Source organism: Mycobacterium innocens, from assembly GCF_900566055.1.
Lineage (GTDB): Bacteria > Actinomycetota > Actinomycetes > Mycobacteriales > Mycobacteriaceae > Mycobacterium > Mycobacterium innocens.
This window is the reverse complement of the sequence record NZ_UPHQ01000006.1, coordinates 42,825-68,028: the sequence shown is the minus strand read 5'-3', so window position 1 is coordinate 68,028 and position 25,204 is coordinate 42,825. Positions and strand designations below refer to the sequence as shown.

The following is a 25,204-nucleotide window of genomic DNA, read 5'->3' as shown; positions in this document are numbered from 1 at the left end:
GGCATTACAGCCGCTGCGCCGTCACGAACTCGGAGAACGCATCCTTGTCGTCGGCCATCGGTACGCCCTCGACCCAGCGGCCCACCCGACGCATCTCGTCGCCGGCGTTTTGCGCGGCGGCGCGCCAACCGTGTTCGTTGAGCCAGTCGGCGACCTTGGCCCGGTCGGGGTCGTGGTAGATGAGCTCCTGCACATCGACGGTCTGCTCCAGGCCCAGCGTCTCGGCCACCTTCTTGAATCGCTCCCGCATCTGTTCGCGCCGTTCGTCGGCGTGGTTGCCCGCGGTTTCGGCGGCAATCCGGCTCCCCGGCGGGCTGAGCTCGCCGATCTGGGTGAACAGCCGGTCCTGGGCGTCGGCGGGCAGGTACATCAGCAGTCCCTCGGCCAGCCATGCGGTCCGGGCCGTCGGGTCGAAACCGGCGGCACGCAGCGCGGCAGGCCAGTCCTGGCGCAAGTCGATCGGCACCTCACGACGACAGGCTGACGGCGTCACTCCGTTTCCCGCCAGCGTCGCGGACTTATAGGCAAGAACCTGGGGCTGATCGATCTCGTAGACCGTCGTCCCGGCCGGCCAGTCCAGCCGGTAAGCGCGGGAATCCAGTCCCGAGGCCAGAATTACGACCTGACGGATCCCGTCGGCGACCGCGTCGGCGAAGTAGGTGTCGAAGAAGTTCGTCCGCACGGCCTGGTAGCTGCGCATGTGCTGGACGGTCGCCGCGGTCTCGGCGTCGAGAGCCGCCATCTTGGCCACCATCTGCTCGTCGAGCATCGCCTCCCACAGGACGCCGGCATTGGCGTTGGTGACCAGCAATTTGGCGTACGGGTCGCGGATCAGCGGGGCCGGCTGTTCGGTTTCGACGGCCCGCGCCGCGGCCACCATCACCGCGGTGGCGCCGACGCTGGTTCTGATGTCCCAGGTGTCGTCATGGGTACGCAGGGTGCTCATTCGCGTGCTCCCGTTCTTTAGCGGATCTCTCGTTGGATGGACCGGCGAAAAGTGGTGCGAGACCGTGGGATTCGTCCCAGCGGCGGCGCAACGAAGGTAGACCACGGAAACGCCGACCGGATCGGTGATACCGCAACCATGCTACCTAATAAGTTAGGCAACCTATACACTTTGTGGCCCAGGTCACTGCCGACGGTCGGCTACTGGCGGTCAGGCCTCCGACTTCCAGAGCGTGCCGGCCATCAACTGCCGCAGCGCCGCGATGATGTCCGCCATCTCCCGGTAGCTGCCCACGAAGCCGGCGTAGAAGCCCACCCCGCACAAGACGAGCAGCAGCGCCTCGGCCAACGGAGTGGCCTGGGTATCGGCGGTCAGTTCGCCACGCTCAACGGCATCGTGGACCGCCCAGATCAGGAATTTCCGGGAGCCGGCGACCGGGTCGTTGTCGGATCGCCCCAATTCCGGATGCCGCTGCGACTCGAGCACGGCGGTGGCCAAGAATGCTGCAGTGGAAGGATTTTTCTCGTCTGCCTCCATCGCCACGGTGATGAACGCGGCCAGCCGGCGGAGCAGCGTCGGCTCGCGCCGTGCCCGCTCGATACCGGCGGTGACGACCAGCTCGTTGGTTTGGCCCACCACTTCCCGGTACAGCACCCGCTTGCTGGCGAAGTAATGGTTGATGGCCGGCCGGGTCAGGTCGGCGCGGACGGCGATCGCCTGGAAGGTCGCGCCGTCATAACCACGTTCACTGAACACCTGCCGGGCGGCGCCGACGATACGCCGTCGCGTCTCGTCCGATTTTGCGGCAGGCGGACGTCCGGGGCCGCGACGTGCGGCGGTGGGCGGCATGCCTAGAGTGTGCCACCGCCCCGGTGCGGCATCAGCGCGTTCGGCGGGATGCTACGAAACTTGCCAGCCTGGTAGTCCTCGAGCGCCTCGATCACTTCGGCCCGGGTGTTCATCACGAAGGGCCCGTAGTGGAATACCGCCTCACGGATCGGTCGCCCGCCCAGCAGCAGCACGTCAAGAGCCGTTGTCCGGTGGGCATCCGGCGCCGGGCCGGCGGTCACGGTGATCCGGTCACCGGGGCCCATCACCGCCAACTGACCCCGGTGAATCGGGTGTCCGGCCGCACCGGCCGAGCCGCGCCCGGACAGCACATAGACCAGCGAGTTGAAATCCCGTCGCCACGGGATGTTCAGCCGGGCGCCGGCTGCGATCGTGGCGTGCGCCAGCGTGATCGGCGTGTGGGTGATCCCGGGTCCACGGTGGCCGTCGATCTCCCCGGCGATGATGCGGACCAGGGCTCCGCCGTCGCCCGAGGCGATCAGCGTGACGTCGCCGCCCTCGATGGCCTGGTAGCGAGGCTGGGCGAACTTGTCCTTCTTCGGCAGGTTCACCCACAACTGGACGCCGTGGAAGATTCCGCCGCGCTTCACGGTGTCGATGGGCGGGGTCTCGATATGCAAAATGCCCGATCCCGCCGTCATCCACTGTGTCGCGCCGTCGGTGATCAGGCCGCCGCCTCCGTAGGAATCCTGGTGTGCGAGCTTTCCGTCGATCATGTAGGTGACGGTTTCGAAGCCCCGGTGCGGGTGCCAGTCGGTGCCCCGGGGCTCGCCCGGCTGGTAGTCCACCTCACCGATCTGGTCCATATGCACGAACGGGTCCAGCGCGGCGGCGCCGATTCCGGCGAACGCCCGGACGACGGGAAACCCCTCGCCCTCGTAGGCTCGCGGGCCGGACGTGATGGAGCGGACCGGCCGCTCGGTCGCGTCGGCACCGGGGGCAGCCACCCGCGGCAGGGTCAAGGTCTCGGCGGTTACAGCGGGCATTCCTACCTCCTGATCGGGAACTACGAGGTATAACCGGACCAGAGTCCACTTATTCCCGGTTGTCATAGGATGACCTGATGCTTGCGAGGCTCGCGCGGTGAACGACCCGGCACCGGACGCCCCAGAACCCAGAGAGGCGCCGCCCGCCGCCGCCGGCGGGCGATTCGGCGCATCGATCAGGAGTGCCGGCTATCTACGCAAGTGGTTGTTGCTGGGCATCACGATCGGTGTCATCGCCGGCCTCGGCGCGGTGGTGTTCTACCTCGCGTTGAAGTACACCGGACAGTTCCTGCTCGGCTATCTCGCCGACTACCACATTCCGACTCCGCTGGGCGAGGGCGGCAGCCGTGGGTCCAGCGGTTTCGCCCGCCCATGGGCCATTCCGCTGGTGACGACGGGCGGGGCGCTGCTCTCGGCCTTCATCGTGGCCAGGTTCGCACCCGAAGCCACCGGTCACGGCACCGACGAGGCCATCGAGGCGGTCCACACCGATCCGCGGGCCATCCGCGGACGGGCGGTGCTGGTGAAGATGGTGGCCAGCGCGCTGACCATCGGATCGGGCGGGTCCGGCGGGCGCGAGGGGCCGACGGCGCAGATCTCGGCCGGTTTCTGCTCGTTGCTGACGCGGCGGCTGGGCCTGTCCGACAAGGATGGCCGGATTGCGGTGGCGCTGGGAATCGGCGCGGGTATCGGCGCGATCTTCGCCGCCCCGCTGGGCGGAGCGGTGCTGGCGGCATCGATCACCTACCGCGACGATTTCGACTATCGCAGCCTGCTGCCCGGCTTCATCACCTCCGGGACCGCGTACGCGGTGCTCGGCGCCTTCCTGGGATTCGACCCGCTGTTCGGCTACATCGACGCCGAGTACCGCTTCGAGCGGGCATGGCCGCTGTTGTGGTTCGTCGTGATCGGGCTGATTGCCGCGGCCGTCGGCTACCTGTATGCCCGCATCTTCCACGCGTCCGTGGCGCTCACCCGCCGGCTTCCCGGCGGGCCGGTGATCAAGCCGGCCGTCGGCGGGCTGCTGGTCGGGTTGCTGGGGCTACTGATCCCGCAAATCCTGAGCAGCGGCTACGGCTGGGCGCAGCTGGCCGCCGACCGCGGATCGCTGATGAGCATCCCGTTGTGGATCATCGTCGTGCTGCCGATCGCCAAGATCATCGCCACCTCGCTGTCGATCGGCACCGGCGGATCGGGCGGGCTGTTCGGGCCCGGCATCGTCATCGGCGCGTTCGTCGGCGCTGCCATCTGGCGACTCGGTGAACTCACCGGCATCCCCGGAGTCCCCGACGCGCCGGGAATCTTCGTGGTGGTCGGCATGATGGCATGTTTCGGCAGCGTCGCGCGGGCGCCGCTGGCAATCATGATCATGGTCGCCGAGATGACCGGCTCGTTCTCGGTGGTGCCCGGGGCAATCCTGGCCGTGGGGATCGCCGCGTTGCTGATGTCGCGCACCAACGTCACCATCTACGAGGCGCAGCGGTTGAATCGCGAAACCGCCGAGGCTGAACGAGCCGAACGCGCGCGCAAGGCGCCACCCCGTTAGGACTGCTGCCGCGCGGTGCTGGCGGCATCACGTTCAGTCGCCGAGCCGTCGTGGGTCAGTTTACGATTAGCCCCCCTGAAGTTCGCCTACGGTCACTTCCTGGCAGGGATACCCGACGGCGATGGCACTCACACGGGGTCTGCGGGCGTTACAGCGAGTGGATCTGCTGCACCGGCAGTCGCGGCCCGCGGCGCGGCTCGTAGGCCAGGCCGCTGGCTTCGAGCAGCCGAACCACCCGATGCCGGTGCGGCCGCATCGGCTCCAGCAGCTCGAGCATGCCGGCGTCGTCGACCGGACGGCCCAGCAGGGTCCAGCCGATCATTTTCGGGATGTGGTAGTCGCCCACCGACACCGCGTCGGGGTCACCGAAGGCCCGCTGCGCCGTCTCGGCTGCGGTCCACACGCCGACTCCGGGCAGCGACGTCAGCGCCTCGCGCGCCTGCGCGGCCGGCACCGCGGTCAACCGCTCCAGCGACGCCGCCCGCCGTGCGCAGCTCACGACCGTCCGGGCCCGCCCCGGGTCGACGTTGGCGCGGTGAAACTCCCAGGACGGGATGTGCCGCCAGGCCTGTGCCGATGGCGGCACCCGCATGCCGTCGGGCGCCGGTCCGGGGGCCGGTGTGCCGTACTTGGTCACCAGCACGCGCCAGGACCGGAAGGCGTCGGCGCCGGGGACCCGCTGCTCGATGACCGCCGGGATCAACGCCTCCAGCACCTGTCCGGTGCGGCCCAGGCGCAGCTGCGGCAGCCGCCGGTGCGCGGCCGCGACCGTCGGCTCACTCGGCACGAAATCCGAGGCGTCGTCGTCGGCGCCCAGCAGCGCCGGCAGCACCTCGAGGAACTGCTCGGCGCCAGGGCCCCACGCCACGCAGTGGGCCGCGTCGGGCGCTGCCCGGCTGATGCGCGCCGTAACCGGCCCGCTGGCCAGCAGGCTGGTGCGCCAGATAGTGCCGTCACCGGGGATGCGAAAGCAGGGATCGCCGCGGCCGCGACGCAATGGCGCCAGGGTGTGCCCGAAGCCCGCCGCCCCGGGGATTGTGACTGTACGTGCGTTGATCACCTGAGCCTGCCATGACTCCAGCGAGCGAACCGCGAGCGGGACCTCGATTGACCGCTATCGCCCTGCCGGGACAGGATGGCGATGTGATGACGCCGTTCGACGACCCACAGGCCGAACTGGCTTGGATGTTCATGCAGAGCATGTGCGAGGGCGGAGACCTCGACGAGGGCTTCGCATTGCTCAGCGACGACTTCACCTACTGGAGCATCGTCACGCGTTCGGCGATCGATAAGGCGACGCTGCGGCGCGCGGTCGAGCGCCGCAAAAAGAAGTTCGAGGTCAACATCGAGCTGATCCGCTGCGTCAACGAAGGCGAGACGGTTGTCGTCGAAGGCCAAGCAGAGGGTGTCACCGCCGGCGGCACCCGCTACGACAGCCCGTTCGTCTGCATCTTCGAATGCCACGACGGCCAGATCGTTTCGCTGCGCGAATACAGCGATACCCAGTCGTTGGCGAAAGTGTTTCCCTGAGCTATGCCGACTCGACGCTGATCTGGGCCTTGTTGGGATAGAAGGCGACGTGCCCGGCGATCGCCGCAACCGCGGGGTAGGGCTGCTCATAGGTCCAGATCGCGTCGGCGACGGTGTCGCCGGACGAGGTGGTCACGCTGTAATAGCTGGCCTCACCCTTGAACGGGCAGTAGCTTCTGGTGTCGCTGCGGGTGAGCCGGTCCTGGGCGACGTCGGCCAGCGGAATGTATTGCACCGCAGGCAAAGTGGCCTCCAGCAACTCGAGTGCCGCAGTCGTGTCCGCGACGAGTTCGCCGTGGATGCGGACCTGTACCCGGCCGGTGGCCGGTTCGATGGTGATCGGGTGCCCAGCGTTGGGTTCTAAGACTTTCCGGTGGCTCATGGGGGGGTGCAACGCCTGCCGGCGATCAACATTCCCGGCTGAACGCGTAGCGGTGGTACTGCGACATGTTGGCCAGTGCCGGAACCCGCGACATCAGCCGGCCCATCACCTGATAGACGCGCGGCAACCGCGCGAAGCTGTCCGATTCGAACCATCGGACCCAGGACAGTAGCCGGGTGCCGGGCACCGCCCGCAAGATGTCGTAGGGCCCCTCGATACCCCAGCGCAGCGTCGATCCGGATCGGCGCACCACGGTGTTCATCCATTGCGACTTGATGCCCAGCCGGTTGAACGCGTCGAACTGCAACTCACCGGACGGAAAATGGTCAACCACGCGTCGTAGTAACGCGACGCCGTCCGGTTCGCTCAGGTACATGGTCAGGCCCTCGCCGATCAGCAGCGCGGGCCGGTCGTTCGGAACGTCGGCCAGCCAACCCGGATCGGTGACCGATGCGGCGACGACGTGGTGCTGGGCCGCGGCGGGGTACAGCCGGGTGAACAGCGCGGCGACCTCGGGGTAGTCGACGTCGTACCACTCCACCGCCGAGCCCGGCTGCAGCCGGAAGTATCGACCGTCCAGCCCGCAACCGAGGTGCAGCACCACGGCGCTGGGATACGCGGCCAGGAATTGGCGGGCCCAGGTGTCCAAGTGCGCCGTCCGCGTCGTCACCGCCGCCGAGTTGCGTGCGGTGATGGAAGTTTGTGACCAGTCGTAGTCGATGCGCTCGACAACCTCCTTGGCATAGCGATCGCCCAGGATCGGATGCGGCAGGTCGGCGTCGAGCGCCTTGGCGTACAGGGTCGCGAGCATGGTCTGCGGCGGCCCGCCGAGGTCGACCGCGACTTTGTCCATGTGTCTGCCTATTCGGATGACGCGGTCTTGGCGTCCGGCTTGACTGTGCGCATCGCGGCCCAGAACCGGGCGGCCTGGCGAATCGATTCCTCGACCGGGCGCGGCTGCCAGCCCAACTCGCGGACCGCCTTGCTGTGATCGACTTCGGCTTCGGCGCGCATCATCCGCACCGACTGCAGGCTCAGTTCGGCATCTTTGCCGGTGAGCCGGGCCCGCAGGCTGCCCAGCGCGCCCAGCGCATAAAGCACCGGCACCGAGATCGAGCGCCGCGGCGGCGGCACACCGGCCTCGTCCGCGGCGATCCGCACCACCTCGGTCAACGCGATCATCTTTTCGGAGACCAGGTAGCGCTCGCCGTTGCGGCCGCGCTGCGCCGCCAGGATCATCGCTTCGGCGGCATCGTCGACACCCACGGCTTCCAGTTGGATCCCATTCATCAGGAAGGGCAACTTGCCGAAAACCGCGCCGGCGATGAAAGCGCCATGGGGTGTGCGGCCCCAGTCGCCGCTGCCGTAGGTCGTCGAAACGCACAATGCGACGGCGGGCAGGCCTGCCTCCGACACGTACCGCATCACCAGATTTTCGGCCTGGACCCGGGATTGGACGTAGGGGCTCACCCGACGGACATCGACGACGTCGTCTTCGGTGGCCACGTGCCCATGGTGGCGGCCCACCGTGGCATAGGTGCTGGTGAAGACGAATCGGTGTAGGCCCGCGGCTATCGGCTTTTCGACGGCCACGTCCAGGACGTTGCGCAGGCCTTCGACGTTGGTGCGAAATAGCGGCGACGGGTCGCGCAACCAGGCCCGGGTGTCGACCACGCAGTAGTAGACGTCGTCGCAACCGCCCATCGCCTCGCGCAGCACCGCGGTATCGAAGACATCGCCGTGAAATCGGGTGACCTCCAGGTCGTCGATCGACCGGGTATTGGCGGTGGGGCGCACCATCGCCCGCACCTGTTCGCCCGCCGCGACGAGCCGGCGGGTCACATGTGAACCCAGGAAGCCGTTGGCGCCGATGACCAGTTTGGGCCTGGTGCTCATTGAGGTCCCCCATACCGTTGCATCCACTGCGCCGCGTTCTCGTCGAGGGTGCCCAGCGCCTGCGCCTTGCGGCACCACGTCAGTCCCGCTTTCAAGAAGCGCAGCGGGTTGTAGATGTCTTCCTGGCGACACCACTGGCCGTCGCCGGCGTAGCTGATGATCGAGATGTTGGTCGCGCTGATCACGCTGCCGTCACCGGGGTCGCGCATCGGGTTGTCCAGCTCCATGATGATGCGGCCGGTGGACTCGTCGATCACCGACCACAACGACGGAAACGCCACCATGTGACTGCCGGGGAAGGTCGACATCGTGTGCTGAATCCAGGCGCGCACCTGCTCGCGGCCGTGCATTGTGCCCGCGGCATGCTCGATGTATTCGACGTCCGGGGTGTACTGGGCGACCCAGTCGTCCCAGTCGCGGGTCTGCGCCGCGCGGGCGACGGTCCGCTCGAATTCGCCGAATGCCGCAGACAATTCGTCGCGGCTGAACACCGGGCCGGTCACGTTAGCTCCTCAGGACGGCCCGGCAGCTGCCGTCCGTCTGTTCATCGATGACGCGAGATGAGGCGAATCGTACGACGTCCGATGTCGGCGAACTCGACGCGCACCGCGGATGCGCCAGTCAGCTGCGGCTGACCCTCCGCAGCCGCCAGCTCAGCGCAGCCGTCCACAGCGCGCCAAATGCGCGATTACTACAACACGACATCCGGTTCATCATCGTGGTGACCATCGCCGTGGTGCTGATGATCTTGATCATGCTGTTACGGGCGGTGGTCGCGCCCCTGTACCTGGCTGCCTCCGTGGTTGTTTCGTATCTGTCGGCGCTGGGCGTCGGGGTGATCGCATTCCAGCTCATCGGTGGCCAGCCCCTGGGGTGGAGCGTTCCGGGAAGGGCGTTCATCGTGCTGGTCGCCGTCGGCGCGGATTACAACATGCTGTTGGTTTCACGGATCCGCGACGAGTCCCCGAACGGTATTCGCTTCGGGGTCATCCGCACCGTTGGCACGACGGGAGGCGTGATCACCTCCGCGGGGATCATCTTCGCCGCGTCGATGTTCGGCATGCTGTTCGCCAGCATCAGCACCATGGTCCAAGCGGGCTTCATCATCGGCGTCGGCTTGCTGCTGGACACCTTCCTGGTCCGCACGATCACCGTGCCCTCGCTTGCGGTGCTGGTGGGTAACGCCAACTGGTGGCCCTCCCGACGGTTCGCAACGAGGCGACCGGCACGGCCGCCGCAGCCCACCCTTGTCCCGGCCGAGCCGTCGCGTCCGAGCAGTGAACCCGATGTCCAACCGTCCGAACAGGCCGCCGTGGCCGAACTGGAGCCGGTGCACGCCGGGGCATCCGGTAGCGGCGACCAGCGCGCCGACGGTATCGACCCCGACTGCGTGGTCTGGCTCTGGGCGATGTCAGCCAGCCGCAACTAACCTCGGATCGTGGGTCCTTGACGACTGCACTGAAGGAGAGACAGCAATGACGACCAACAAGGCAATCCTGGCCGGCGGATGTTTCTGGGGCATGCAGGACCTGATCCGCCGCCAACCCGGTGTCATCTCGACCCGCGTCGGCTACAGCGGCGGCGACACCCCCAATGCCACCTATCGCAATCACGGCAGCCACGCCGAGGCCGTCGAAATCACCTACCACCCGACGGTCACGGACTACCGCACCCTGCTCGAGTTCTTCTTCCAAATCCATGATCCGACCACGACGAACCGGCAGGGTAACGACGTCGGCACCAGCTACCGCTCGGCTATTTTCTATCTGGACGACGAGCAGCGGCGAATCGCGTTGGAAACCATCGCCGACGTCGAGGCCTCGGGCCTATGGCCGGGCAAAGTGGTGACCGAAGTCAGCCCGGCCGGAGAATTCTGGGAAGCCGAGCCCGAACACCAGGATTACCTGCAGCGCTACCCCAACGGGTACACCTGCCACTACATCCGCCCGGGCTGGAAACTGCCGCGACGGGCCCCGGCAAACCAACAGTCGAGCCGCTAACGGCGGCGTACCACGATTCGTCCGCCGTCCTTGGGAATGTAGGCAACGCCGCGGCAGTGCCACTTCTCGTCGGGCGCAGTCGTCGTCTCGATGACGAAGTGGCGCAACACCGTTCGCAGCACCACATCCATCTCCATGTTGGCGAACGCCGCGCCCACACAACGGCGGGTGCCGCCGCCGAACGGAATCCAGGCGAACGCCGACGGCTTGCTTTCGATGTAGCGCTGCGGGTCGAAGCGCTGCGGTTGCCGGAATACGTCGGGGTTGTCGTGAATCTGGCCGATGTTGACGATGATCGAATCCCCGCGCGGGATCGCCCACTCGCCCAGGCGATAAACGTCGGAATAAACGTGCCGGGCCGCGAAATCGATGACGGTCCTGGCCCGCTGGACTTCCAGGATGGTCGCCTGGCGCAGTTCATCACCGCCCGCATCGGCCTCCGCCACCAGGGCGGCCAGGATCTGCGGGTGCCGGGTCAGCCGCTCGAACGCCCAGGCCAGCGTGGCCGCGGTGGTCTCGTGCCCGGCGGCCAGCAGGGTGAGCAGCTCGTCGCCAATGTCCTTGCGGGACATGACCGAACCGTCGTCGTAGGTGCTGCGCAACATCAACGCGAGCACGTCGGTCCGATCGGCGAAGTTCGGGTCGGACCGCTCGCGGTCGATCAGCTTGTCGAGGACGGCGTCGTACTGCCGCCGATACTCGGCCAGCCGGCCCCACGGGCTGTACCGGCCATGGTTGCGTTTCGGTTTCGGCATCGCCGCCAGCCGCGAGCCCAGCGTGACCCAGGGCGGAATCAGCCGGCGCAGCTCGTCGAGTTCGGCCCCGTCGGCCCCGAACACCGCACGCAGGATGGCGTTGAGGGTGATGTGCATCATCGACGGCAGGGTCGCGAAAGGCTCGCCCTGCGGCCATCGAGCCGTCTCGCGCAGCGTCTCTTCTTCGATGATGGCCTCGTATTTCTTGATGCTCTTGCCGTGAAACGGCGGCGCCAATAGACGTCGCCGCCGGCGGTGGTCGTCGCCGTCGAGCGCGAACACCGAACCGGAGCCGAACAGTCGGCTCAGATTGGGCTGGATGTTGCCCAATTCGTCGGGGCTGGTGGTGAACACCTGCCTTGCCAGCTGCGGATCACCGACCACCACGACCCGCCCGTAGATGGGGATGTTCAGGGTGAAGACATTGCCGTAGCGGCGCGCCAGCCGTCGCATCATGCCGCGGCGCGTGACCGCAAAGACCAGGCCTTGGACCAGGCTCGGAATCCGCGGCGCCGGTGGCAACGTGACTTCGGGTTGTGCTGGCGCATCGGTGATTGCGTGGCTCATCGACATGGGCTCCCAACATCTGCCCCGGATGCTCGGTCGTGAACACGGGGATGGTACCGCGGTGTACCGCAGGCTTATCCTAGGCACGGTACTCTTTGGTACCAAGGCTGACAAGGTCCGCACCGATCCGGCAAGGAGGCGCGTTGGTGACAGCAGTTGCCGGCAATGCCGCGCCGGCCGACATCGATCCCTTTCGGCTTCGCCTGTTCGACGGTCTGGCCGCAGCTATCGGTGAACGCGGCTACCGCGCGACCACCGTCGCCGACGTCGTGCGCCACGCGCGCACCTCGAAACGCACCTTCTACGACCAGTTCGCCAGCAAGGAGCAGTGCTTCCTGGAGCTGCTGCGGGCCGACGTCGAGAAGCTCGGCGAGAAGATCTCGGCCGCGGTCGATCCCGACGCCGACTGGCATCAGCAGATTCGCCAGGCGGTCGAGGCCTACGTCGGGCACATCGAGTCCCGGCCGGCCGTCACCTTGAGCTGGATTCGCGAACTCCCCTCGCTGGGCGCCGTCGCGCGGCCCGTCCAGCGCCGCGGATTGCAGCTGCTGTCCACCCTGCTGATCGACCTCAGTGCCAGCCCGGGGTTCCGGCGGGCCGGCCTACCCCCGCTGACCGTGCCGTTGTCGGTCATCCTGCTGGGCGGACTGCGCGAGCTGACCGCGCTTGCCGTCGAGGACGGACGGCCGGTCCGCGACGTCGTCGAACCGGCGATCGATGCATCGATAGCCCTCCTGGGCCCTCGTTCCTGAGCGGGCCGACTACGCTCGTCGCACACCCGGTGATTTTGGAAAGGACTGCGATGCGGCTATCGACCAGGAACCAGCTCGAGGGCACCATCACCGAGGTCGACCTCGGCAGCGTGATGGCGATCGTCAAGGTCAAACTCGACGGCGGCGACCAGATCGTCACCTCGTCGGTCACCAAGGACGCGGCAGTGGAACTCGGCCTCGCGGTCGGCCAGCCCGCAACGGTGTTCATCAAGTCGACCGAGGTCACGATCGGCGTCGAGTGACCGTGGCCACCATGCGTGCGGAACGCTTCTACGCCGACACCAAAAGGGTTGTGCTGGAAGACGTTCCGATACCCGAGCCCGGTCCGGGCGAGGTCCTGGTCAAGGTTGCCTTCTGCGGGATCTGCCATTCGGACCTGAGCCTGATCAACGGAACGTTCCCGGCCCAGACACCGGTGGTGACCCAGGGCCACGAGGCCTCGGGCACCATCGCGAAACTGGGCCCCGACGTGACCGGCTGGGCGGTGGGGGACCGGGTGGTGGTCGCCGCCGGCCGGCCCTGCCAAAGCTGCCCCAATTGCCGCCGCGGCGATGTGGTCAACTGCCTGAGCATCCAGTTGATGGCTTTCGCCTACGACGGCGCGTGGGCCGAATACACCGTGGCGCAGGCCGCCGGCCTGACCCGGGTGCCGGACAACGTTTCGCTGGAGCAGGCCGCGATCCTGGCCGACGCGGTGTCGACGCCGTTCGGCGCCGTCGTGCGAACCGGAAAGGTGGCGATCGGCGAATCGGTCGGGGTCTGGGGTGTCGGCGGGGTGGGCACCCACATCGTCCAGCTCGCGCGGTTGGTCGGCGCCGCACCGGTGATCGCCCTCGACATCAACCCGGCCGTTCTGGAACGTGCGCTCGAACTCGGGGCCGACTACGCGTTCGACACCCGCGACGACGGGTTGACCGACAAGCTCGCCGAGGTCACCGGCGGGCGATTACTGGACGTGGCGTTCGATGCCGTCGGCCTGAAGGTGACGTTCGAACAGGCCCTGGGCTCGCTGACAGCCGGCGGGCGGCTTGTCGGGGTGGGAATGAGCGCGGAGTCGCCGACCATCGGACCGACCGTGCTGTTCGGGGTGACCCGCAAGCAGGTGCTCGGTCACCTCGGTTACCAGAACGTCGACATCGAGACCCTGGCGAAGCTGGTTTCGCTTGGGCGCCTTGATATTTCGCGGTCGATCAGCGAGGTCGTCACGCTCGAAGACCTCCCGGCGGGCATCGAGAAGCTGGAGCGGCAGCAGGGCAACCCGATCCGCATCCTGGTCAAGCCGTAAGGAAGGCGCGTAACCGGTCCAGCACCAGGTCGGGCCGCTGCCCGACGATCCAATGGCCGACACCGTCGACCAGCTCGACCTCGAAATCGCTTGCGCGATCCTCGTATCCGCGCAGCAGGTGGGGCGTGATCACCGGGTCGCCAGTGCCGTGCAACCAGCGCACCGGCACGTCGACCCGCGTGTCGTCGTATTCACCGCGCAGCCAGCGCAGCATTTCCGTCGTCTGGAAGCTGCGGTACCACCGCGAGCCGGCTTCGGCGTGCCCGGGCTGGCGCATGCAGTCGACGTACATCCGGACGTCCTCGTCGGGCACGCTGTATCCGCCACCGACCCACGACGTCAGCATCCGGAAGTAGCGGGCCTTGGGGTCGGCGATCAGCCGGGGCCCGATGACCGGCAGCGACATCGGGATCTGGTACCAGAACCGCCACATGTGCCGCAGCATCCCGAGATCGCGGCGCACCCACGGAGCCGAGGTGTTCAGCCCGAAGAAGCCGGTCACCTTGCCGGGGTGGCGCAGCATCATGATGAAGGCGACCGGGCCGCCCCAGTCATGGGCCACGAGTTTGACCTTCTCGACACCCAGCCGGTCCAGCACCGCGGCCAGATCGTCGGCCATCTCGCTCTTGAGGTACCGGGAGCGCGGCGCCGAGCTCCAGCCCGCGCCGCGCAGGTCCGGGCACAGCACCCGGTAGCCGTCGGCGGCCAGCGGGCCGATCAGCTCGTGCCACTCCCACCAGTTCTCCGGAAAGCCGTGCACCAGCATGACCGCCGGCCCGTCGGCCGGCCCGGCGTCGGCGACGTGGATGGTGACATCGTCGCCTACATCGACAAACCTGTGTTCGACGCCGTCCAGGGCGGGCATTGTGGTCATGTGTTGAGAAGGTAGCGCTTGCCTCACCCAGCCGGCCACCGAGCCTGTAATTTCGCAGGCCGCTACTCGCACTTCTTCTGCCTATTTACAGGCTCGGCGTCAAGCTCGGTGTCCAGCCGCAGCGCTAGGCCAGAAACCGCTCGACATAGGGCGCGAAGCGGGCGCGCAGGTTCTCCTCTGTCAGCCCGAACATCTCGCAGGACGTTTCGACGTTGCCCAGTCGGCCGCGCCGGTGGCCGGCCAGGTAGCCGGTGATCGCCGTCCGTGCCGGTTCGTCGAACGGCTCGCCGGCCAGGGCGTACACCTGCCCGGCGACACCGAGTTCGTCGGCCATGAAGTCGTCGAATCGAATGTCGATCGAGCGCTGCGGACCGATGGTGTCGCGATCGCACACCAGCGCGGTGAGCATCCGGTCGAGCCGGTCCACCCAATATGCCGCAATCTCTGCCACCGGCACCGGCGAGCGGTGCATCCGGGCGGAATAGGTGATCATCGCCATCATCGACAGCGCTACCGGCACCGGGTCGCGGTGGGTGAACACCACGATGCTGCCGGGAAAAACCCGATCCAGCACCGGCACCTGCTCGAGGTGCTGGGGCGACTTGAGCAGCCACCGCCGCCCGCCGCGCAGGAACTGCATCGCCTTGAGCTGCCTGGCCAGGTATAGGTAGTGGGGCGTTTGGTCGTGGGCCTGGTAGTAGTCGCGCCAGCGGGGCACCTGGGCCAGCGTTTCGAACAGCATCGTCGAGAAGTCATTGGCCAGCAGCTGAATCTCTTCGTGCACATGGTCGGTGGTCATCTCGTGCATCAGCGGGAAGTAGGGCATCACGGTGTTGATCACCGCCACCGCGACGTCCATGCGTGCCCGCCGCGGATCCGGCTCGATTCCGGCCTCGGCGGGCAGTGGGAACGGCTCGACGCTTTCCCAGTACGGCATGGTGCGAAAGGTGGGCGCCGCCGCCAGCATGTTGTGCAGATGCGTGGTGCCGGTACGGGGCAAACCGGCGATGAACACCGGTGGTTGCAGTTCGATGTCGTCGATCTCGGGATGCCTGGTGAGCAGATCGGTCATCAGCAGCCGGTTCTTGAGCAACTGCAGCAGTTGCCCGTAGAAGTTCACCACCCCGGCCGCGTGCAGCCCGTCGATATCGCGCAGCGCGGCCAGAAAGACGCCGAGTCGTTCCCGGTAGTCGTCGTCGCCGAAATCGTGCAGGCCGGTGTCGGCGCTGGCGCGCGCGTGCAGCGCGTCGACATCCAACGGGCATTGCGGAGCCAGCGTGGCCATCATGTCGCGGATCTGCTGGGCCTCGGCGCTGAACCGGGGCTGGGCCAGGTCGTCGAGCCGAACGACATCACTCACGGCGACTTATGTTACTCTGAGTTTCGTAATGGTAGTAGTCGATTTCGGCCGACCCCGTGATCCGCGGATCGACGCGGCGGTGCTTCGCGCGACGGTTGATTTGCTCGCCGAAACGGGCTATGCCGGGCTGCTGGTATCCGCCATCGCCGAACGAGCCGGCACCAGCAAGCCCGCGATCTATCGGCGCTGGCCCAGCAAGGCCCACCTGGTGCACGAGGCGGTGTTTCCGATCGGCGCCCAGACCGCCATTCCGGACACCGGATCGCTGGCGACGGATCTGCGCGAGATGGTACGACGCACGATGGCGGTCTTGGCGAGGCCGGCCGCCCGCGCGGCGCTGCCCGGCCTGGTCGGCGAGATGGCGGCCGACCCGACCCTGCATGCCGCACTGTTGGAGCGGTTTGCCGGCATCATCTCCGGCGGTCTTGCCGGCCGGCTCGAGAACGCCGTGGCCGCAGGCGAAGTCCGGGCCGACGTAACCGCTGATGAACTGGTCGAGGCCATTGCCGGCATCACACTGCTACGCCTGCTGACCCGCGGAGCCGAACTCGACGATGCCTGGGTCGACCGCACCACTACATTGCTCCTGAAGGGAATCCTGAAAGGAATGCCTGAATGACGCACGAGTCGACTACGGCATGGCGGCAACTGCTGGACACCTTGGGCACCCTCGACAGCGGTTTCCTCGAGGGCGACCGTGCGGTTACCGACGACCGGCACCTCGCCGACGGGTACCGCATGCTCGCCGCCACCCTGGGTGTGGCCTTCGACGCCTATCTATTCCCCGAGCCGGGCCGGCCGCAGTTCGTCGCGGTCAACACGCCGTTTCGTCGCGACCGCCGCTGGGGCGGCGACAACACCGACGCCTATTACTTCATGTGCCCGGTCGATCCGACACGGCGCTACCGGATCGGCGGCAACAAGGGTGACAGCGCGTATTTCTCGGTGACCGCCTACAACGAGCCCTCCCCGGGCGCGTGGTCGGACCGGGTCGTCGCGATTGTCCGCGACAGTGATCTCGATATCGATGCCGACGGCAACTTCTCCTTCGAGCTGGGTCCGACGCCCGATGCCGCCGTGCTGATGACCCGTGACTATCAGGCCGACCCGCTGACCGGCCGCCCGGTCACCTGGACTATCGAGGCGCTCGACGCGCCGGACCCGATACGCCACGGCGACGCCGAGACCGCCGCAGGGCTGCGCGCGGCGGCCAGCTGGATGCGCACCATGTTCGCCATCGTGCCGCTGGCCGTCGGCGACCGGGCCCGTGACGCGCATCGACTCGGACACGAAACCGCCCACGTCGCAAACCAATTCGCTGCCCCCTATCAGGTGCCCGACGCCAACTTCGGCTGGTCTGCGCGCGATGCCTGCTACTCCTACGGCAGTTTCGTGCTCGACGACGACGAAGCGCTGGTCATCACCCACCGGCCGCCGCCGTGCCGGTTCTGGAACCTGGTGGTGTGGAACCAGTTCATGGCCACCTACGGCCCCGCCGAGGGCCCCGATGCCCGCTGCTCCATCAACGGTCACAGCGCCGTGGCCAATAGCGACGGCTCGGTGACGATCGTCTTGTCCCGCGGGACGACGGCCCATCCGAATTCGCTGACCACGCTGGGCTATCCGCGGGGCAACCTCGCCTTCCGGTGGTTTCTGGCCGACGAGCTGCCGACCCGGCCCGAGGTGAAACTGGTGCCGGTCGCCGACACGCCGACCGGCGTGCACTAAAAAGGCGCTGGGGGTGATGCGTTGCGGCAACGCACCGGCGCCGACTTGCCCGTTGTAAGTAGCAAAGGCCGACCAGTTACGTCAGGCGGCTGGGATTGCACGTAACGGTGCCAGCGATATTAGCGCGGCGCAGCGTCGGGTGATGTATGCCGTCGAGGACGCCCAAAATGCGAGTTTCAACGTCGGAGAGGACTTATCGGTCACGGATACTCGTACTAGCAGCACACCCGCAGAGAAGGCCGCCCGCCAAGCGCAAGCAGAAGCATTTGCTGGTGATATCCGCTCGCGCGCCGAACAACTTGAGGGCGCAGATCTTAGGGTTGCCGGTGCGCTGACCACCGCCACGGCAGGCTTGGGCAACGTCAGCTTCGCACCGGCTCATAGCGGTAACGGAATCCAGTTGGTCGACTTCAATCAAAATAGTGACCCCGAATCTCCGCCCCCCTTTGCCCCGTGGGACACCCCTGATGGGCCACCGCGGCCGGGCACTGGCCTGAGCCCTAAGCTGCAGCAGATGATCCTCGGTGGTGATCCAGCTAATTTGACCGGCCAGGGTCTTGTGGACAATGTGCAACGGTTCGTGCAGTCGCTTCCCGAAAACGACCCCAGGACCGCGTGGTTGCGCGGCCAGGTTGCGGATCTGCAGGCGCATGTGAAAGACATCGACTACGCCCGCACCCATTGCAGCACCAGCGACTGGATCGACCGGACTAGCCAGTTTGCCAGCGGTTTGGTAGTCACCGGCATCGGCGGGCTGACCGCAGAGACCGGGGCGGGCGTCGCCGTCGCTGTGGCGGGCGGTGTCGGCACGGCCGTAGCGGGCGAGAATCTGCTCAAATGCCTGACCGGGACCAAGTGATGGACGCACTGGTTGGGGCGATCCTGTCTGGCGCGTTTGGGTTGGCGTTGTGGGCCGCCTGGCACCCCCAGTATCGTGTGGCGTCCTACCTCGTGGCCGCTGCTACCGCGGTAGCGCTCGTCGCGGTACTGGTGGTCATCGGTAACACCGACATGGTCATCGTTTCGGCGTGCATGTTGGCGCTGTTCGGCTCGATGGTGATCTTCAATCATCGGCGAGCCCAACGGACACGGTCACGCACGAAGCAGCACTAGAACTAAAGCTCCCGGACCAGCTCGATGGCCCGGCCGAGCGTCGAAAGCTTGGCATCGAGCGTGTCGCCCGCGGGATAGAGCCGCACCGTGTTCACACCGGTGTCGCGCCACACCGCAAGGCGGGACCGGACCATGTCCTCGGTCCCGATCAGCGTGGTGGCCAGCACCATCTCGTCGGTGATCGACGCGACCGCGCCGTCGCGGTCGCCGCGCTGCCAGTGCTCGCGCACCGCGGCGGCGACGTCAGCCCAGCCTTGCCGGCTGTAGGCCCGGTTGTAGTAGTTGGTGCTGGCCGACCCCATGCCGCCCAGGCTGAACGCCAGCTCCTTCTTGCGACCGGCAACCATGCCGCGCAGCTGGTCGTCGTCGGTGGCGAACGCGACCTCGGCGCCCTGACAGATGTCGATGTCGGCCCGGGAGCGACCGGCGGCTGCCAGGCCGCTATCCAGATCCGCGAAGTAGCCGCCGGCGGCGCCTTCCGGCACAAAACTGGTGCCCAGCCAGCCGTCGGCGATCTGTCCCGTCAACCGCAACATCGCCGGCGACAACGCGGCCAAATAGATCGGGATGGCGTGCTCCGGGCGCGTCGACAATCGCATCGGCACCGCCTCGCCACCGAGGCGCGGAATCTGAAACTCGTTGCCGGAGTAGGAGATTTTGCCGCCCGCCAGGGCTTGCCGCACGATGTCGACGGTTTCGCGCATCCGCGCCAGCGGCCGGGCGAACGACACCCCGTGCAGACCCTCGATCACCTGCGGACCCGAGGCGCCCAGGCCGAGCAGGAACCGCCCGCACGACAGGTTGGACAGCGTGATCGCGGTCTGGGCCACCGCAACGGGCGATCGAATGCCGAGTTGCAGTACACCCGAGCCCAGCAGCATCCGGTCGGTGCGCGCGGCGAGGTATCCCAACGCCGACGGCCCATCCGCACCCCATGCCTCGGCGACCCAGCAGACATCCAGCCCCAGCTTTTCCGCCTCGACGACGAACTCCACGGCGCCTCGGCCGGCGCTGGACAGTTCGACCGTCGTGGCGGTGCGCATCAACGGACCCCGTGTTCGGCCAACCTCTTGATCGCGGCCAGCGTCTTGTCGATCGCGGTCTCGAACTCCCGCAACCGCACGAAGACGATCTTCTGTTCCTTGTCGGGCATCGCGTCGATGGCACGCGATAACCCCGAGCGGCCCGGTCCCATCTGCGTCCAGTAGGTCAGCAGGGTGCCTCCGTCCCGGGGTGTCAGGCGGAACCGCCAGGTGGCCGAGGGGTTGTCGGGTTCGCCTACGGCCCACGCGAATTCATGCGGCTCATCACAGCAGACAATTTGTGACGTGGTGCTCCATTCACCGAATGCGTCGTGCTGGTTGTGGCCGACGAACCGGGCGCCGATCCGGGGCCCGGTGGCCCCGTCGACCCATTGCACTGCTTGCAACTCGTTGCTGAGGGTCGGCATCAGCTCGACGTCACAGACCAGGCTCCAGACGCGCTCGGGATCGGCGTCGATCCACGTCGAGGCTTCCACGGTTGGCTTGTCTGCATAGCGCGCGCCGGTCCACTCCACGGGCCCATTGTCCTCCAGTTGGGCTGTTGTGGCCCCGCGCTTACAACCTTGTTTCGCATCGAAACTGCGCCCAGCGCTACCTGCTCGCGGGCAAGCACGCGCTGTGCGCAGGCTCGACGGCGTCACCGCAGGCTCGGCGGCGTCATGCCACTGACAGCGCGACCGCTTCCTGCGCGGTGGCCTTGCGCCGCGCCGGCCAGGACCCCGGGAAGCTCAGCTTCACGATCTTGCGCACCACGGTGGCGAACTGCTTGGGCAGCGGGCCGCTGTTGTAGGGGATGCCGTAGCGCTCACAGATCTCCCGCACCTCCGGGGCGATCTCGGCGTACCGCCGGGCCGGCATGTCGGGGAACAGATGGTGCTCGATCTGGTGCGACAAGTTGCCGGACAACAGATGAAACAGCCTGCCGCCGGTGAGATTTGCCGAACCGAGGACCTGGCGGAAGTACCACTGACCACGGGACTCGTTCTTGGTTTCCTCGGCGGTGAACTCCTGAGTGCCGTCGGGGAAGTGGCCGCAGAAGATGATCATGTACGACCACACGTTGCGCATCAGGTTGGCCGTGAGGTTGCCCGTGAAGACGAACGGCGCGAACGGCCCGGCCAGCAGCGGGAAGGCGACGTAGTCCTTGAGGGTCTGCCGGCGTGTCTTCTTCCAGATCGCCCGCAAGACGTCACGCTTGTCGGCCAGCCGGATCTCACCGGCCCGGATGCGCTCGGATTCCAGCTCGTGCAGTGCGACGCCGTACTGGAACAGCACCATCAACAGGAATGCGTAGACCGGGTTGCCGAGGAAGTAGGGCTCCCAGGGCTGGTCTTCGCTCATCCGCAGGATGCCGTAGCCGATGTCGCGGTCCATTCCCACGATGTTGGTGTGGGTGTGGTGCAGGTAGTTGTGCGAATGCCGCCATTGATCGGCCGGGCAGGCCGTGTCCCACTCGAAGGAACGCCCCGAGATGGCCGGGTCACGCATCCAGTCGTACTGGCCGTGCATGACGTTGTGGCCGATCTCCATGTTGTCGAGGATCTTTGACACCCCGAGCATCGCGGTTCCCAGCAGCCACGCCGGAGGCAGGTACAAAAGTACTCGTCCGCCGACTTCCAGGGCGCGCTGCGCCTTGATGACCCGGCGGATGTAGTCGGCGTCTTCTTCGCCGAGATCCGCGATGACGCGTTCCTTGATGGCGTCGAGTTCGCGGCCGAATGCGTCGGCCTGTTCGGGGGTGAGGGTGATCGTGTTGGGTGTCATTGAGAACTCCTTGAGATGTTGTTGGTTACAGCGCGAGGCCGACGTCGCCGACGGGAACCGAGACACAGATCTGCACGTCCTCGTCGGGACCCGTGGAAACAGCCCCGGTGACCAGGTTGCGCACCGTGCCCGAGGTCTTGCGCCGGGTGCAGGTGTGGCAGATGCCCATCCGGCAGCCGTTCTCGGGCGTCAGGCCGGCCGACTCCGCCTGCTCGAGCAGCGAGCGGCCGTCGTCGACGACGTCGATACCGCTGTCGGCGAACGACACTCGGCCGCCCGAGGGGTTCGCCGGCGCCTCGAACACCGCAGGCACGAAGCTCTCGGTGACGACGTTGTCACAGTGCTCGCGCACCGCTTCGACCAACGGCGTTGGGCCGCAGACGAACACCGCATCCGGCGACGGCATGGCCATGGCCAGGTGGTCCGCGCCGAAGCGGCCCACCAGATCACCGGCGCCGGAGCGAGTGTAGCCGTGCAGCACCCGCACGCCCGGCAGATCTTTGTGGGCGGCCAACTCCTCGCGATAGCACGCCTCCGCAGGCGTGCGCGCGTAGTGCACAAAGGCGATCTCGCCCGGATGGCCTTCGGCGACCAGCGTGCGCAGCATCGCCAAGACGGGGGTGATGCCACTGCCGCCGGAGACGAGCAGCACGCGGCGCGGCCGCTTCGCCGGTAACACGAAGTCGCCGCCGACCCCGGCCAGGCCGACCACCATGCCGCGGCGGGCACGCTCGTACAGGTAGGTCGAGACCAGCCCGCCGTCGTGGTGGCCGATCGTCAACTCGAGGGTCGGGCTGCCTTCGGCATTGGCCGGTGAATAGCAGCGGGTGTGCCGGCGACCGTCGATGTCGACGCTGAGGTTGACGTACTGACCGGCCTTGACGGTGTTAGTGGAGGTGAAGGTGTCGTTGGGAGCGAGGGTGAGGGTGATGCTGCGCGGCGTGTCGCGCCGCACCTCGATGACCTTGGCGCGGGCCTCACCCAGGGTCCACGTCGGCGCCACCAACTCGGTGTAGCGGTCGACACCGTGGGGACCGGTGAGCAGGTCGACCAGGTCGGAACCCAGGACTCGCTTCGCCACGGCTTGGCTAAAAGGTTGAGTGAACATATGTACACGATGCGCTGGGATTTGGCTGTTCGTCAAGTGTTTCCCCAGGTCTGTGGTAGGGTTCACACAGTGAACGACCGTACTCCTAGCTCACGCTCACACCGGTCCGGCCAAGGCCGGGCCCGCGCCACCGTGTCGCGGGAGGAGCGCAAAGAAGCCACCCGTCGCGCCATCGTCGCCGCCGCGCTGAAGCTGCTGCAGGACCGCAGCTTCAGCGGCCTGAGCCTGCGCGAGGTGACCAGGGAGGCCGGGATCGTGCCGGCGGCGTTCTACCGGCACTTCGAGTCGATGGAGGCCCTGGGGCTGGTCCTGATCGACGAGTCGTTTCGCACCCTGCGCGACACGTTGCGCGGGGCGCGCGCCGGCAAGCTGGACCCGAACCGGGTGATCGAGTCGTCCGTGGAGATCTTGGTGGGCAGCGTCGCCGACAAACGCGAACACTGGCGTTTCATCGTCAGGGAGCGCTCCACCGGAATATCGGTGCTGCGCTACGCCATCCGCACCGAGATCCGGCTGATCACCTCCGAGCTGGCCACCGACCTGGCCCGCTTCCCGGGGCTCAACGAATGGAGCACCGAGGACCTCAACGTCCTGGCGACACTGTTCGTCAACGCGATGATCGTGATCGCCGAAGCGATCGAGGACGCCCAGAGCGCCGAAGCGCTGCAGGAGATTCATCGAATCGCCGTCAAGCAGCTGCGGATGATCGCGATCGGTGTCGCCGGCTGGCAGAGCAAGCCCTGATCAGGCGGGCACCGAGTCGGTCTGGCGCTCCCAAACGCGGTGTTTGGCAAGGACTTTGGTGAATGCTTCGACGAAGTCGTCGGACAGGTCGTCGGCCGCCGCCTTGGTCGTGACCACCCCGTTGGCGACGAAGGCGTCGGTGCTCTCGGCGGTTTTCTCGGTTATCCCGGCCTTGGGCAGCAACTTGACGCCCGCACCGAAGGCCCCCACCGCCTTGAGGTGCTTGTAGGTCTCCGTCACGAAATGCACCGTGTAGCCGTCCGCGGACAGGGTCTTGATGGCGTCGGGTCCGCACGGCACCACGACCGCGTCGTAGAGGACCGACGACATCGTGGTGATCGCCCGGTCAACTGGGAGTTCGCCGCCGGATCCGCCGGCCAGCGTGCCACCGGCATTGGGCGCCAGCACTTCTGCGACAGCGCCGCGTTTCCGGATCGCGTCGATGAAGCGTTGGGTTCCCACCACGTCGACGCCGTCGGCGGCCAGCACGGCGATTTTGCGGGTCTCGATGCTGTCGGTGACGGTGTTCAGTTGCGAAAGCGCTGGGGAGGGGGACATGTTCGCGCCCCCATTGTCCGAGAGCGGCTGTTCCTCGGGCGCGGTCAACCCTAGTTTTCCGGCGACCCGCACCGCCAGGTCGTGGTCGACGAGGTTCAGCTGATCCACTACGCGCGAACGAATCTCCGGTTTCTCCACCTTGCCGAGCTCGAAGGCGTACGCGGCGACAATGTGTTTGGCCTCGACGGCAGACATGCTCTTCCAGAACATCCGGGCCTGGCTGTAGTGATCCTGGAAGCTTTCGGCCCGCTGGCGGATCTTGTGACCGTCGACCTTCTGGGTGTAGTGGCGGAATACGTTGTCGTCAGCCAGCGCCGGACAGCCGCCACCCAGGCTGTTCTTGTAGTAGCTGGACCTGCCCTGCGGAACATGATCGTGTGCAGCGTCTCCGGCTGTAGCGACACGAAGTCCCATAGCGTGTCGTGCGCCGACTGCGCCTGCGGAATTTCGTTGTGCGGTTCGGGCTTGACGGCGTGCACAAAATCCGGGAACTTGATGCCGTCCTGGATGAAGAACACCGGGAAGTTGTTGCCGACCAGGTCGTAGTTGCCTTGATCGGTATAGAACTTGGTGGCGAATCCGCGGACATCGCGCACCGTGTCCGCCGATCCGCGTGACCCCGCCACCGTGGAGAACCTGACGAAGACCGGGGTCTGCTTACCGGGTGTGGTGAGGAACTGCGCCACGGTGTAGTCGGCAAGCCAGTCGTCGTAGGGCTCGAAGTATCCGTACGCTCCGGCGCCGCGGGCATGCACCACCCGTTCGGGGATCCGCTCGTGGTCGAAGTGAGTGATCTTTTCCCGGGCATGGAAATCCTCGAGCAGGGTGGGCCCACGTTCCCCCACGGTGAGCGCGTCGTCGGTGTGGTCGACTCGCACGCCCTGCTGAGTGGTCAGGTATCCGCTGCTCCCGTCCACCCGGCAGTCGTCGAGCTGTCGCTGCTTCGGGTTGGGGTCGTTGGCTGCCATTCGTCCTCCAGCGTCAGGAATTCCCGACTTGGGTACCCGGCCGGGGCCGTGGCAAACGACGGGCCCGCACTGCCGCGGAATCGTCACTCGTCATTGACGACCTCGAACAACGAGTCGCCATCCTCGGGCGTACCGTCGATTTGGCCTCGATGGGCGCGCCCGGGGCCGTCCTCTTCCCACGAGCCGTCCAGCCTGTCCGGTTCTTCGGCGGCGAGTCGGTCGTCGAGGGATTGCCCTTCGCGCTCCTCGCGCGCCGTCATGCCGAACCGGTCGGCCTCGCTCCAGTGCTCGGGTGGGTCCACCACGATGTCGCCGTCGTCGTTGCGGAGCTCGTCGGAGTCGGTGGATTCGTTCGGGTTGAGCGTATCGCCGGGACCGCCTTCCTCGGGGAAGTCCGCGGGATCGCTCAGCTCACCGGTAGCCATTGGC

At 66.9% G+C, this 25,204-nt stretch carries 27 protein-coding genes and 2 pseudogenes; 12 read left to right on the top strand and 17 right to left on the bottom strand.

The window, feature by feature from the left end:
- Positions 1-4 precede the first annotated feature (4 nt).
- From EET03_RS00640 to EET03_RS00630, 3 genes are all read right to left on the bottom strand, one after another.
- Positions 5-937: a class I SAM-dependent methyltransferase gene (locus EET03_RS00640; RefSeq protein WP_099194297.1), complete on the bottom strand. Its 933-nt coding sequence runs from the start codon at positions 935-937 to the stop codon at positions 5-7.
- Between the two features lie 219 nt (positions 938-1,156).
- Positions 1,157-1,795: a TetR/AcrR family transcriptional regulator gene (locus tag EET03_RS00635; protein WP_075542080.1), complete on the bottom strand. Its 639-nt coding sequence runs from the start codon at positions 1,793-1,795 to the stop codon at positions 1,157-1,159.
- A 2-nt stretch (positions 1,796-1,797) separates the two neighbouring features.
- Positions 1,798-2,781, bottom strand: a complete 984-nt coding sequence (locus tag EET03_RS00630) for a pirin family protein (RefSeq protein WP_075542079.1) — start codon at positions 2,779-2,781, stop codon at positions 1,798-1,800.
- 97 nt (positions 2,782-2,878) lie between these two features.
- Between EET03_RS00630 and EET03_RS00625 the strand changes: the two genes are divergently transcribed.
- The gene (locus EET03_RS00625; protein WP_099193887.1) at positions 2,879-4,327 is read left to right on the top strand and encodes a chloride channel protein; all 1,449 of its coding nucleotides are present in this window, start codon (positions 2,879-2,881) and stop codon (positions 4,325-4,327) included.
- 148 nt (positions 4,328-4,475) lie between these two features.
- On the opposite strand, the gene EET03_RS00620 is transcribed toward EET03_RS00625, so the two are convergent.
- Positions 4,476-5,387, bottom strand: a complete 912-nt coding sequence (locus tag EET03_RS00620) for a DNA-3-methyladenine glycosylase family protein (RefSeq protein ID WP_063470652.1) — start codon at positions 5,385-5,387, stop codon at positions 4,476-4,478.
- A gap of 86 nt (positions 5,388-5,473) precedes the next feature.
- On the opposite strand from EET03_RS00620, the gene EET03_RS00615 reads away from it, so the two are divergent.
- Positions 5,474-5,857 carry a nuclear transport factor 2 family protein gene (locus EET03_RS00615; RefSeq protein ID WP_075542077.1) on the top strand — a complete coding sequence of 128 codons (384 nt, stop codon included), beginning with the start codon at positions 5,474-5,476 and terminating at the stop codon, positions 5,855-5,857.
- A 1-nt stretch (position 5,858) separates the two neighbouring features.
- Here the strand turns inward: EET03_RS00615 and EET03_RS00610 are convergent, their stop codons facing one another.
- The 4 genes from EET03_RS00610 to EET03_RS00595 are packed head-to-tail and all read right to left on the bottom strand — an operon-like array spanning position 5,859 to position 8,638.
- Positions 5,859-6,239, bottom strand: coding sequence for a DUF427 domain-containing protein (locus tag EET03_RS00610; protein WP_063470654.1), 381 nt, complete (start codon positions 6,237-6,239; stop codon positions 5,859-5,861).
- Between the two features lie 25 nt (positions 6,240-6,264).
- Complete coding sequence (locus EET03_RS00605) at positions 6,265-7,092, bottom strand: class I SAM-dependent methyltransferase (protein WP_075542076.1); 828 nt, start codon at positions 7,090-7,092, stop codon at positions 6,265-6,267.
- 8 nt (positions 7,093-7,100) lie between these two features.
- Complete coding sequence (locus EET03_RS00600; protein ID WP_063470656.1) at positions 7,101-8,135, bottom strand: NAD-dependent epimerase/dehydratase family protein; 1,035 nt, start codon at positions 8,133-8,135, stop codon at positions 7,101-7,103.
- Positions 8,132-8,638, bottom strand: a complete 507-nt coding sequence (locus tag EET03_RS00595) for a nuclear transport factor 2 family protein (protein WP_075542075.1) — start codon at positions 8,636-8,638, stop codon at positions 8,132-8,134. The genes EET03_RS00600 and EET03_RS00595 overlap by 4 nt, the downstream gene beginning before the upstream one ends.
- A 141-nt stretch (positions 8,639-8,779) precedes the next feature.
- Here EET03_RS00595 and EET03_RS00590 point away from each other — a divergent pair.
- Both EET03_RS00590 and msrA read left to right on the top strand, forming a co-directional pair.
- Positions 8,780-9,564 (top strand): annotated as a pseudogene (locus EET03_RS00590) (MMPL family transporter); the annotation flags it as partial.
- A gap of 46 nt (positions 9,565-9,610) precedes the next feature.
- Positions 9,611-10,135 (top strand): peptide-methionine (S)-S-oxide reductase MsrA, encoded by a 525-nt coding sequence (gene msrA, locus EET03_RS00585; RefSeq protein WP_075542073.1) that lies wholly within the window; start codon positions 9,611-9,613, stop codon positions 10,133-10,135.
- Here the strand turns inward: msrA and EET03_RS00580 are convergent.
- Positions 10,132-11,457, bottom strand: a complete 1,326-nt coding sequence (locus EET03_RS00580) for a cytochrome P450 (RefSeq protein WP_075542184.1) — start codon at positions 11,455-11,457, stop codon at positions 10,132-10,134. The genes msrA and EET03_RS00580 overlap by 4 nt on opposite strands.
- A 146-nt stretch (positions 11,458-11,603) precedes the next feature.
- On the opposite strand from EET03_RS00580, the gene EET03_RS00575 reads away from it, so the two are divergent.
- Genes EET03_RS00575 through EET03_RS00565 form a run of 3 tightly spaced genes read left to right on the top strand, consistent with a single transcriptional unit; the run spans position 11,604 to position 13,515 of the window.
- Complete coding sequence (locus EET03_RS00575) at positions 11,604-12,209, top strand: TetR/AcrR family transcriptional regulator (RefSeq protein ID WP_075542072.1); 606 nt, start codon at positions 11,604-11,606, stop codon at positions 12,207-12,209.
- 50 nt (positions 12,210-12,259) lie between these two features.
- Positions 12,260-12,472 (top strand): TOBE domain-containing protein, encoded by a 213-nt coding sequence (locus tag EET03_RS00570; protein ID WP_063470661.1) that lies wholly within the window; start codon positions 12,260-12,262, stop codon positions 12,470-12,472.
- A gap of 11 nt (positions 12,473-12,483) precedes the next feature.
- Positions 12,484-13,515: a zinc-binding dehydrogenase gene (locus EET03_RS00565; protein ID WP_075542183.1), complete on the top strand. Its 1,032-nt coding sequence runs from the start codon at positions 12,484-12,486 to the stop codon at positions 13,513-13,515.
- On the opposite strand, the gene EET03_RS00560 is transcribed toward EET03_RS00565, so the two are convergent.
- On the bottom strand, positions 13,505-14,389 hold the full coding sequence (locus EET03_RS00560; RefSeq protein ID WP_075542071.1) for an alpha/beta fold hydrolase: 885 nt from the start codon (positions 14,387-14,389) through the stop codon (positions 13,505-13,507). The genes EET03_RS00565 and EET03_RS00560 overlap by 11 nt on opposite strands.
- Before the next feature lie 124 nt (positions 14,390-14,513).
- Positions 14,514-15,749, bottom strand: coding sequence for a sulfotransferase family protein (locus tag EET03_RS00555; RefSeq protein ID WP_099193885.1), 1,236 nt, complete (start codon positions 15,747-15,749; stop codon positions 14,514-14,516).
- A gap of 28 nt (positions 15,750-15,777) precedes the next feature.
- Between EET03_RS00555 and EET03_RS00550 the strand changes: the two genes are divergently transcribed.
- From EET03_RS00550 to EET03_RS00535, 4 genes are all read left to right on the top strand, one after another.
- On the top strand, positions 15,778-16,368 hold the full coding sequence (locus tag EET03_RS00550; protein ID WP_075542069.1) for a TetR/AcrR family transcriptional regulator: 591 nt from the start codon (positions 15,778-15,780) through the stop codon (positions 16,366-16,368).
- Complete coding sequence (locus EET03_RS00545; protein WP_075542068.1) at positions 16,365-17,477, top strand: DUF1214 domain-containing protein; 1,113 nt, start codon at positions 16,365-16,367, stop codon at positions 17,475-17,477. The genes EET03_RS00550 and EET03_RS00545 overlap by 4 nt, the downstream gene beginning before the upstream one ends.
- A gap of 142 nt (positions 17,478-17,619) precedes the next feature.
- Complete coding sequence (locus EET03_RS00540) at positions 17,620-18,336, top strand: hypothetical protein (RefSeq protein WP_075542067.1); 717 nt, start codon at positions 17,620-17,622, stop codon at positions 18,334-18,336.
- The gene (locus tag EET03_RS00535) at positions 18,333-18,590 is read left to right on the top strand and encodes a hypothetical protein (RefSeq protein ID WP_075542182.1); all 258 of its coding nucleotides are present in this window, start codon (positions 18,333-18,335) and stop codon (positions 18,588-18,590) included. Before EET03_RS00540 ends, EET03_RS00535 begins: the two co-directional genes overlap by 4 nt.
- A gap of 2 nt (positions 18,591-18,592) precedes the next feature.
- On the opposite strand, the gene EET03_RS00530 is transcribed toward EET03_RS00535, so the two are convergent.
- From EET03_RS00530 to EET03_RS00515, 4 genes are all read right to left on the bottom strand, one after another.
- Positions 18,593-19,633: an LLM class flavin-dependent oxidoreductase gene (locus tag EET03_RS00530; RefSeq protein WP_075542066.1), complete on the bottom strand. Its 1,041-nt coding sequence runs from the start codon at positions 19,631-19,633 to the stop codon at positions 18,593-18,595.
- The gene (locus EET03_RS00525; protein ID WP_075542065.1) at positions 19,633-20,148 is read right to left on the bottom strand and encodes an SRPBCC family protein; all 516 of its coding nucleotides are present in this window, start codon (positions 20,146-20,148) and stop codon (positions 19,633-19,635) included. The genes EET03_RS00530 and EET03_RS00525 overlap by 1 nt, the downstream gene beginning before the upstream one ends.
- Before the next feature lie 142 nt (positions 20,149-20,290).
- On the bottom strand, positions 20,291-21,397 hold the full coding sequence (locus EET03_RS00520) for a fatty acid desaturase family protein (protein ID WP_075542064.1): 1,107 nt from the start codon (positions 21,395-21,397) through the stop codon (positions 20,291-20,293).
- A 25-nt stretch (positions 21,398-21,422) separates the two neighbouring features.
- On the bottom strand, positions 21,423-22,505 hold the full coding sequence (locus EET03_RS00515) for a ferredoxin reductase (RefSeq protein WP_075542063.1): 1,083 nt from the start codon (positions 22,503-22,505) through the stop codon (positions 21,423-21,425).
- Positions 22,506-22,574: 69 nt separating this feature from the next.
- Here EET03_RS00515 and EET03_RS00510 point away from each other — a divergent pair, with 69 nt between their 5' ends.
- Positions 22,575-23,249, top strand: coding sequence for a TetR family transcriptional regulator (locus EET03_RS00510; protein WP_075542062.1), 675 nt, complete (start codon positions 22,575-22,577; stop codon positions 23,247-23,249).
- Here the strand turns inward: EET03_RS00510 and EET03_RS00505 are convergent.
- Positions 23,250-24,676 (bottom strand): annotated as a pseudogene (locus tag EET03_RS00505) (catalase); the annotation flags it as partial. It lies immediately after the preceding gene.
- A 182-nt stretch (positions 24,677-24,858) separates the two neighbouring features.
- A complete protein-coding gene (locus EET03_RS00500; RefSeq protein WP_075542061.1) occupies positions 24,859-25,200 on the bottom strand; it encodes a hypothetical protein in 342 nt (113 codons plus the stop codon).
- Positions 25,201-25,204 lie beyond the last annotated feature (4 nt).